The following is a 9,014-nucleotide window of genomic DNA, read 5'->3' on the forward strand; positions in this document are numbered from 1 at the left end:
TGAAGGCGGGGCTTGAAGGCGGGCCCTACGGCAGGACGGGCAGCGACTCCAGGCCCCGCATCAGCCGGGTGTGGCGCCAGCGCAGTTCGGCACCGGGCACCGCCAGGCGAAGCCGCGGGAAGCGGGCGGCGATGCGCCGCAACGCGATCTCGCCCTCGGCGCGGGCGAGGGGCGCCCCCAGGCACCGGTGGATGCCGTGCCCGAAGGCGAGCTGGCCCCGGGCGTCCCGGTCGAGGTCGAGCCGGTCCGGGTCGGGGAAGCGCGCGGGGTCGCGGTTCGCGGCGCCGGGCGCGATGAGCACCGGGCAGCCCGCGGGGATCTCGGTGCCGCCGAGGCTGACGGCCTCGGTGGTGAACCGGAAGGTGGCCGTGCTCACCGGCGGGTCGAGGCGGAGCAGCTCGTCCACGGCCGTGTCGACCAGTCCGGGCTCATCGTGCAGGCGCTGCAGGGAATCCGGCGTCCGCAGCAGGGCGAGGAGGCCGTTGCCGATCAGGTTGGTGGTGGTCTCGTGCCCGGCCACCAGAAGGAGCACGGCGAGGGAGACGAGCTCGTCCTCGCCGAGCCGGTCCTCGCCGTCGCGGGCTCGGATCAGGCCGCCCAGCAGGCCGTCGTCGGGGGTGCGGCGCTTGGCCGCGATGAGGTCGGCCATGTATCCGGCGACGGCGTGCGAGGCGGAGTCGATCCGGTCGGGCTGCCCGGCCGCGAAGAGCTCGTTGGACCAGGTGCGCACCGCCGCGCGGTCGGCGTCGGGGACCCCGAGCAGTTGGCAGATGACGGTGACGGGCAGCGGGACGGCGAGCCCCTCGATGGCGTCGGCCGACTCTCCGGGCACCCACGCGTCGAGCAGCTCGTCCGTCACGGCGGCGATGTAGGGGCGGAGCCGCGCGACGGCGCCCGGTGTGAACGCCTTCGTCACCAGGCTCCGCAGCCGGGTGTGCTGCGGCGGATCGGTGGCCAGCATGCTCCGGGACACGGCGGGGTGCAGGTTGCGGCCGGTGTCCCTGCCGGCGAAGAAGGCCGCCGTGTCCTTGGACAGCCGCGGATCGGTGAACGCCTCCCGCGCTTCGGCGTAGCCGGTGACGAGGTAGCTCGACCGCCCTCCTCCGCCGGGCACCTCCTGGACCGGCGAGACGCTTCGGAGCGCCGCGAAGGCGGGGTACGGGTCCCGGAAGAACCCCGGGTCCTGAAGTGGGTTGCTCATGCTGATCCCTGTGCCGTCTGGAGCGCCGGTGCCTCACGCGAGGCCGTCCGGACGATATCGCCCGCGGCGCCCGCCCGTGCCACCGAGCGTAGCCAGACGGCGCCTTCCCGCCCCACGATCCGCCCGCACACCGGCGCGTACCCGGCGCCCGGCCGTCCAGGGGGCCCTGCCCAGCGGCGCCGGTGCGGACGCGCCGGGTACGACAGGGGCCAGGATCGCCCTGGCAGCAAGGGCCGTTCGCGTCCATCCTCTATGATCCGGCGCGGGGGAGGGGCGCGTCGTGGTGCGCCAGCGTGCCCGCCCCCCGTCGGCGGCGCGGGTGCGTCGCCGACCGGACGCTCCGATGATCGGGAGACAGACTCGGTGATCCTCGCTCAACGTGCCCGCCGCGCGCTCGCCGCCGCGGCCTCGGTACTGACCCTGGCCCTGATACCCGCGGGACCGGGCACCGCCTCGGCCGCCGCCGTCGACGGACCGGTACCGGCGGACCTGACCGCCGCCCGCGCCTTCACCGACACCTTCCACCAGGACCCCTCGCTCGACACCGACCCGTTCTACGGGCTCAACGTCGGCCTGCAGGCCCGGCAGTCGCCGCCGGCCGGACAGCGGCCGATCTCCTACACCCGGGTCTCCGGCAACTGGTACGACGCCGCTCCGGCGGACCCGTGGTGCGTCCAGGTCAGCCACCCGGACCACCCCGACCGGATGGTGTTCGCGAAGGGGCTGTCGGCCGTCATGCTCGGCGCGCCCGCCGTCGCGGACGACTCCGGCCACTACACCGTCTCCACGGTGGTCGACCCCTCGGTGGGCGACACCACCAGCCAGGACTGGGCCTCGATCGTGCTCAGCCGCGGCCACCGCGGCACCGGCTACGTGACCGGCGCCGACGTGGACCTCGGACTGACCGTCACCTCGGGCGGCAGGCTGAGCCTCTTTCACGGGGGAGGCGGGGAGGCCCCGTTCTGGAGCGGCACCGTCGCCCCGGCCGCCGACTACGCGGTCTCCCTCACCGTCTCCACCGGCGCGGACCGCTCGGTGGCGCTGACCGTGAACGGCACCACCCTGAACGCCACCGCCCCGGCCGGGGTCACCCGCTGGCCGAGCAGCGCGTTCCTGTACCTCGGCGCCTACCTCGACGCCGGCACCGCCAAGGTGACCACCTTCGGCGACGGCGCCGGGAACGGCCTGTCGGTCAGCCGGGTCGACACCGCCGTCGGCGCGAGCGCCAAGCCGCTGGTCGACACCTTCGACGGCGCGTCCGCCACGGCCGCGGACTTCGGGCTGAACCAGGGCCTCAGCGCACGTCAGCCGAGCCTGGTCTCGGCGAACTACTCCGCGGAGTCGGGCATCGACGGCCTGGTCGCCGACCCCGCGCCGGGCGCGGTGCAGGTGAACACCCCCGCGCACCCGAACGTGCTCTCCTTCCCCCGGGGCACCGCCGCGGTGCGCCTCACCAAGCCGGCCACCGCGGACCTCGACGGCCGCTACACCGTGCACGCGGTGCTGACGCCGGTGGTCGGGAGCACCACCAGCGCCGACTGGGCCTCGCTGGCCGTCAGCCGCGCCTCCAACGGGACGGGCGCGGTGGACGCGCCCGACGTTGCGCTCGGCCTGCGGGTGCGGGCCGACGGCGGGCTGGCGCTCTACCAGGGCGGCGCCGCGACCGCGCTGCCGGGTGTCCCGGCGGCCCCCTCCTACGCGGTGTCCGTCGCGGTGGCGAGCGGGTCGGCCGAGCGGGCGACCGTGACGGTCAACGGGACGACGGTGTTCTCCGGTCCGACCGCGGCCGAGCTGCCGCGCGACGGGTACGTCGTGCTGGGCTCGCACCAGTCGGCGGCCGGCCAGGTCACGACCGTGGACGACCTGCGGGTGTCGATGCTCGGCGGGCTCGGCTACTACGGGTACTACGACATCCGGGACCCGGATGAGGACAACGGCGCCGACCACACCGCCGAGGTGGCCTCCTGGACCAACTTCAACGGCTACCTGCGCGGCGACGACCCCCGGCTGGACTTCCTGGACCGCTGCCTGCCCGCCTCCTGCGTCATCGACGTCAACCACGAGGTCGTCTCGAAGGTCGACTGGCAGCGGGTCGAGCCGAAGCCGGACGCCGCGGCCAACCTCGCCGGGCTGGTCGACAGGATCGGGTCCAACCTGGACAAGATCGGCGCGGTCTACCTGACCGACGAGGCCTACTGGCGCCAGATGACCCCCCAGCAGGTCCAGACCCAGGCCGACCAGATCCGGGCGGCCTTCCCCGGCAAGCTGCTCATCTTCGACTACGACGCGTGGAGCCTGCGGGCCGCAGGCGCGGGCACCAACCCCGCCCCCCGGGGCGTCGACATCATCAGCGCCAACCAGTACTGCCTGGGCCGGGGCAACGTCCAGGACCTGCTGGCCCTGCTGAAGACCAAGCTCGCCTCGCCCGACCAGCACCTGATGCTCTACCCGGAGACGCTCGTCGGGCCGGGGGGCTCGGACAACTGCGAGGCCGTCACCGACGGCCCGCTGGTGAAGCTCAACGCCGAGTACCGGGCCGCCGCCGCGCAGGACCCGCGCCTCGTCTACCTGCACCCCTTCCGCTGGACGGGTGCGGCGATACCGGCCCGGGTGCCGCTGACCGTCGCCCACCAGCAGGCGACCGGCAGGGAGGTCGTCAACGCCACGCCCACCCGGCGCCCCTCCTCGGTCGGCGTCTACCGCCCGTCCGAGCAGCTCTTCGCCGAGGGCTCGCACAACGGGGCCACGATCGCCCGGGCCGTCTTCGGCCGCGCCGGAGACATCCCGCTCACCGGCCACTGGAACGGACCGGGCGTCGACACCGTCGGCGTCTACCGGCCGGACACCCGGGAGTTCGTGCTGGCGAACGCCGACGGCACCCCGGCCGCCCCGGTGACGTTCGGCGACGTCGGCGACGTCCCGCTGGCCGGCGACTGGAACGGGGACGGGCGGACCACGATCGGGGTCTACCGGAAGAGCGACCAGACCTTCTACCTCAGCGACGACAACGCCTCCGTCACGGACTGGATCAAGCTGGGCAATCCCGGCTGGACCCCGCTGGTCGGCGACTGGGACGGCAACGGCACGACGACCGTGGCCGTCTACGACCCCACGACGCAGTACTTCTACCTCAACGACTCCAACCGGACCGAGAACGTCCGGGCCGTCAAGTACGGCAACCCGGGGGACACCCCGGTCAAGGGCGACTGGGACGGCACCGGCATCGACACCGTCGGCGTCTACCGGCCGGATGACCGGACCTTCTTCGGGTCGGACGCCGGCGGCGGCCTGACCGTCTACCGCGCGACCTTCGGCAACACCGGCGACCGCCCGCTGGTGGGCAACTGGGGCTGACGCCCGGCCGCACCGAACCCCGCACCGAACCCGGGCCGAGCCCGGTGGAGGCCTCCGTCCGACCGGGTGACCGGTCGGGTGGAGGCCTCCGTCGTCTCCCGCGCGGCCGGGCCGGTTCGTCGGGTTGGTTCGTCGGGGCAGCGGTCGTGACGGGGCCGAAGAGGGGATGTAAGGTAAACCTTGCCTAATTGCCCGAGGGGAGGTCGGACCGCTTCCACTGCGGTCGCCGAACAGGGGAATCGGGCTGCGGCGCAGTTAGCGCCGTAAGGGGCCAGATCGCTGGCGCGGGGGACTGGTGGGCGGAGAGAGCGTGAACCCTTCCGGCTTGGGTCGGTCCGGGGCCGAGCGGCATCCCCCCGACCTTCAGACGTGCCTGGCGGACCTGCGGCGCTTCCGGGGGTCCACGGTCGTCGTGAAGTTCGGCGGCAACGCGATGGTGGACGAGCGGTTGAAGGCCGCCTTCGCCCGGGACGTGGTCTTCCTGCGGTACGCGGGGCTGCGCCCGGTGGTCGTCCACGGCGGCGGCCCGCAGATCGGTGCGCAGCTGAACCGCCTGGGGCTGGCCTCCTCGTTCGCCGGCGGCCTGCGGGTGACCACGCCCGAGGCGATGGACGTGGTGCGGATGGTGCTGGCCGGTCAGGTCCAGCGCGAGCTGGTCGGGTTGCTGAACGCCCACGGGCCGTTCGCGGTCGGTATGACCGGCGAGGACGCGCACACGATGACCGCGGCGAAGCGGTTCGCGGAGGTCGGCGGGGAGCGGGTCGACATCGGGCTCGTCGGGGACGTGGTGTCCGTGCGGCCCGCGCTGCTGGAGTCCCTGCTCGCGGACGGCCGGATCCCGGTGGTGTCCTCGGTGGCGCCGGGCGGGGACGGGAACGTCTACAACGTCAACGCGGACACGGCCGCGGCCGCGGTGGCGGGTGCGCTGCGCGCGGACGTGTTCCTGATGCTCACCGACGTCCCCGGCCTCTACCGGGAGTGGCCCACGGACGGTGAGGTGATTCCCCGCCTCACCTCCGAGGAGCTGGCCGCCCTGATGCCCGGTCTGGCCGGGGGGATGGTGCCGAAGATGGAGGCCTGTCTGGCGGCGCTGCGCTCGGGTGTGGGCGGGGTGCGGGTGTTGGACGGCCGGGTGCCGTACGCGGTGCTGCGGGCCTTCGGCGCCTCGGCCCCGGGCACGCAGGTGGTGCCCTCGGCGGTCGGGCGGGCGCCGGACCGGGAGGCCGGGGCGCGGAGCGCGGTGCCGGGCGAGCTCGCCCTGCGGTGAGCCGGCCTCCCGGCGCGTGTCGGGACGGCGCCGGGACGGGTCCAGGCGGGGCCGACCGTGCGTCAGGAAGCCTGTTCGGGCTGGTCCCGGAGGGTGTGGCGGAGGGCGGCCGGCGGTGGCGAACTTGACTCTGCTGCTCCGATAAGAGAACTTAGGCAAGCCTAACCAAAGGGTCTTCGGTGGTCTCGCCGGGGGTTTGAAGTCCCGGAGCCCGTCTCCGGGTCCGCGAACGAGCAGCAGGTAGACGGAAGGACGAGTCATGTCGCGCGAGAACGGCGCAATCTACGGAGGCGGCAGCGCCGACGACCTGGTCGGCATAGGCTTCGGCCCCGCCAACCTGGCCCTGGCCATCGCGATCGACGACCACAACCGGCGCAACCCCGAGCAGTCGATGCGGGTCCGCTTCCTGGAGAAGCAGGAACGTTTCGGATGGCACCGGGGCATGCTGCTCGACGGCGCCACGATGCAGGTGTCCTTCCTCAAGGACCTGGTGACCCTGCGCGACCCGCGCAGCCGCTTCACCTTCCTGACGTACCTCCAGGAGCGCGGCCGGCTGGTCGACTTCATCAACCTGAAGTCCTTCTACCCGACCCGCCTGGAGTTCCACGACTACTTCGAGTGGTGCGCCGCGGAGTTCGCCGACCAGACCGGCTACGGCCGCCAGGTCACCGCGATCCGCCCGGTGGAGTCGGACGGCCGGATCGACGGCGTCGAGGTCGTCTCCGAGGCCGTCTCCGGCGGCGACCGCGAAGTCCGCCGGGCCCGGAACATCGCGGTGGGCACCGGGCTGACCCCGCGGGTGCCCGAGGGCGCCACCGTGGGCGAGCGCGTCTGGCACACCCGGGACCTGCTGGTGAAGGCGCCCGCGCTGGCCCGCCAGGAGCTGCGCCACCGCCGGATCGCCGTCGTCGGCGCCGGGCAGTCGGCCGCCGAGACGGTCGAGTACCTGCACCGGACCTTCCCCGACGCCGAGATCTGCGCCGTCCTCACCCGCTACGGCTACAGCCCGGCGGACGACAGCCCGTTCGCCAACCGGATCTTCGACCCCTCCGCGGTGGACGAGTTCTACGGGGCGTCGGAGGAGGCCAAGCGGGCGCTGCTCGGCTACCACGCGAACACCAACTACTCGGTGGTCGACGGCGACCTGATCGAGCAGCTGTACCGGACGGTCTACCAGGAGAAGGTGGCCGGCACCGAGCGGCTGCGGATCCTCAACGCCAACCGCCTGACCGGTGTCGGCCACGAGGCGGACGGCGTCAGCGCGCGGGTCCGCTCGCTGACCACCGGTGAGGAGCAGGTGCTGGCCTGCGACGCCGTCGTGCTCGCCACCGGCTACACCCACGTCGACCCGCGCGAGCTGCTCGGCGACCTCGCCCCCGCGTGCCTCACCGACGAGTCCGGCCGGCTGCGCGTCGACCGCGACCACCGGGTGCTGACGGAGGACCACGTCGACGTGGGGATCTACCTCCAGGGCGGCACCGAGCACACCCACGGGATCACCTCCTCGCTGCTCTCGACGCTCGCCGTCCGTTCCGGCGAGATCTGCGACTCGCTGCTGCTGCGGCAGACCGGGCACCAGCTGCGCGCCCAGCACAACCGCCTCGGCGTCGCCGGCTGAGCACGGATCAGGGCCCCCGGGCCCCGATCCCGCCGGACCGCCCACCCCCGCAACCGAACGGACCTCCCGCATGAGCGACACCACCGCACCAGGCCCGCAGGGCTTCGACCCGGACACCGTCCGGGCGGACATCGCCGACATCCTCGGCGAGCGCCCGGAGGACATCGCCGACGACGAGGACCTGCGCGACCTGGGCCTCGACTCGATGCGGCTGATGCACCTGGTCGAGATCTGGCGGGGGCGGGGCGCCCGGGCCGAGTTCGCCGACCTGGCCGACCTCGGCGCCGGACCCACCGTCCGCTCCTGGTCGGCGTACCTGAACCGGACCTGAGAGCCACCCCCCCAGCAGCACCCGAACCGCTTGAACCGCCCGCACCGGGCCCCCTGACTCCGGCGGTTCGCCCGACCTGCCGCGAACCCGCCGCGCACCGCGTATCACCTTCAAGGAGAACCATGAACACCCGTGCCCTGACCTCCCGCAGCGTCAGAGTCGGCGCCGCCGCCGTCACCGCCGCGCTCACCCTCGCGGCCTGCGGCTCCAACGGCGACAGCAAGGACGCCGCGGCGCCGGCCGGCTCGGGCGGCGCGTCGGGCCCGGTCGTGGTCGAGGCCACCAACGGCAAGATCACCGTCCCGGCCGGCGTCAAGCGCATCGTCAGCGTCTCCTACGCCACCGGCGCGCTGCTGGACCTCGGCGTGCAGCCGGTCGGCACCAGCACCATCGACGACAACAACCCGATGGAGCTGCTGCCCTCGCAGACCGAGGCGGCGAAGAAGATCGAGCCGATCGGCTCCGGCATCGAGATCAACATCGAGAAGGTCGCGTCGCTCAAGCCCGACCTGATCGTGGTCGAGGGCGCCACCGCCTTCGACTGGGGCGTCAAGAAGCTGGAGGGCATCGCCCCCACGCTGTACTTCGGCGTCGACAAGCCGGTCGACCTGCTCAACGCGCAGGAGAAGATCGCCACCGCCGTCGGCAGGGAGGCGGAGTTCAAGAAGCTGAAGGCCGACTACGACACCAAGGCCGCGAAGATCAAGACGGACTACGCGGCCAAGCTCAACTCCGTGAAGTGGACCATCGCCTCCTCCTACGGCGGCGGCGAGTTCCTGGTCGACACCAGCAGCTCCTGGGTCGGCCGGGTCCTCAACGACGCGGGCGCCAAGTTCTCCCAGGCCTCCACCGACCCGGCGGAGCACGAGGTCACCTACTCCACCGAGAAGCTCGACGTCCTCGCGGACGCCGACATCATCCTGGTGCCCAGGACGGCCGCCACCGGCGAGGTCCCGCAGGACACCAAGGACCTCGACAAGCAGCCGTCGTGGAAGAACCTCAAGGCCGTCCAGGCCGGCAAGGTCGTCCCGGTCACCTACGCCACCAGCGACCGCTACGGCACCTCGCTGAACGTCCTCGACCAGATCGAGACCGTCCTCAAGGGCCTCTAGGCCCTGTCCCCCGCCCGTCCGGGCGGCCGCCCACCCCCCGCGGCCGCCCGGACGGACACCACCACATCGCACCAAGCGCACGAGCGCCCCGGGCTGGCACGGTCGGCGGGGCCGTGAACCCGGGAAGGGCC

The 9,014-nt window shown here is 73.1% G+C and carries 6 protein-coding genes; 5 read left to right on the top strand and 1 reads right to left on the bottom strand.

What is annotated here, in order from left to right; all coding sequences use genetic code 11:
- Positions 1–25 precede the first annotated feature (25 nt).
- Positions 26–1,201 (bottom strand): cytochrome P450, encoded by a 1,176-nt coding sequence (locus ACGFZP_RS19200; protein WP_392934173.1) that lies wholly within the window; start codon positions 1,199–1,201, stop codon positions 26–28.
- A 363-nt stretch (positions 1,202–1,564) separates the two neighbouring features.
- Here ACGFZP_RS19200 and ACGFZP_RS19205 point away from each other — a divergent pair, with 363 nt between their 5' ends.
- The 5 genes from ACGFZP_RS19205 to ACGFZP_RS19225 all read left to right on the top strand — a co-directional run bounded on the left by ACGFZP_RS19205 (position 1,565) and on the right by ACGFZP_RS19225 (position 8,883).
- Entirely contained in the window at positions 1,565–4,555 is a 2,991-nt protein-coding gene (locus ACGFZP_RS19205; protein ID WP_392934174.1) for a hypothetical protein, read from the top strand.
- A 325-nt stretch (positions 4,556–4,880) separates the two neighbouring features.
- Positions 4,881–5,822, top strand: coding sequence for an acetylglutamate kinase (gene argB, locus ACGFZP_RS19210; protein ID WP_392934177.1), 942 nt, complete (start codon positions 4,881–4,883; stop codon positions 5,820–5,822).
- A gap of 259 nt (positions 5,823–6,081) precedes the next feature.
- Positions 6,082–7,440 (top strand): lysine N(6)-hydroxylase/L-ornithine N(5)-oxygenase family protein, encoded by a 1,359-nt coding sequence (locus ACGFZP_RS19215; protein WP_392934179.1) that lies wholly within the window; start codon positions 6,082–6,084, stop codon positions 7,438–7,440.
- A 70-nt stretch (positions 7,441–7,510) separates the two neighbouring features.
- On the top strand, positions 7,511–7,771 hold the full coding sequence (locus tag ACGFZP_RS19220; protein WP_392934181.1) for a phosphopantetheine-binding protein: 261 nt from the start codon (positions 7,511–7,513) through the stop codon (positions 7,769–7,771).
- A gap of 122 nt (positions 7,772–7,893) precedes the next feature.
- Entirely contained in the window at positions 7,894–8,883 is a 990-nt protein-coding gene (locus ACGFZP_RS19225; protein ID WP_392934183.1) for an ABC transporter substrate-binding protein, read from the top strand.
- The last annotated feature ends 131 nt before the right edge of the window (positions 8,884–9,014 follow it).

This window comes from Kitasatospora sp. NPDC048239 (assembly GCF_043202015.1).
Taxonomy (GTDB): Bacteria; Actinomycetota; Actinomycetes; order Streptomycetales; family Streptomycetaceae; genus Kitasatospora.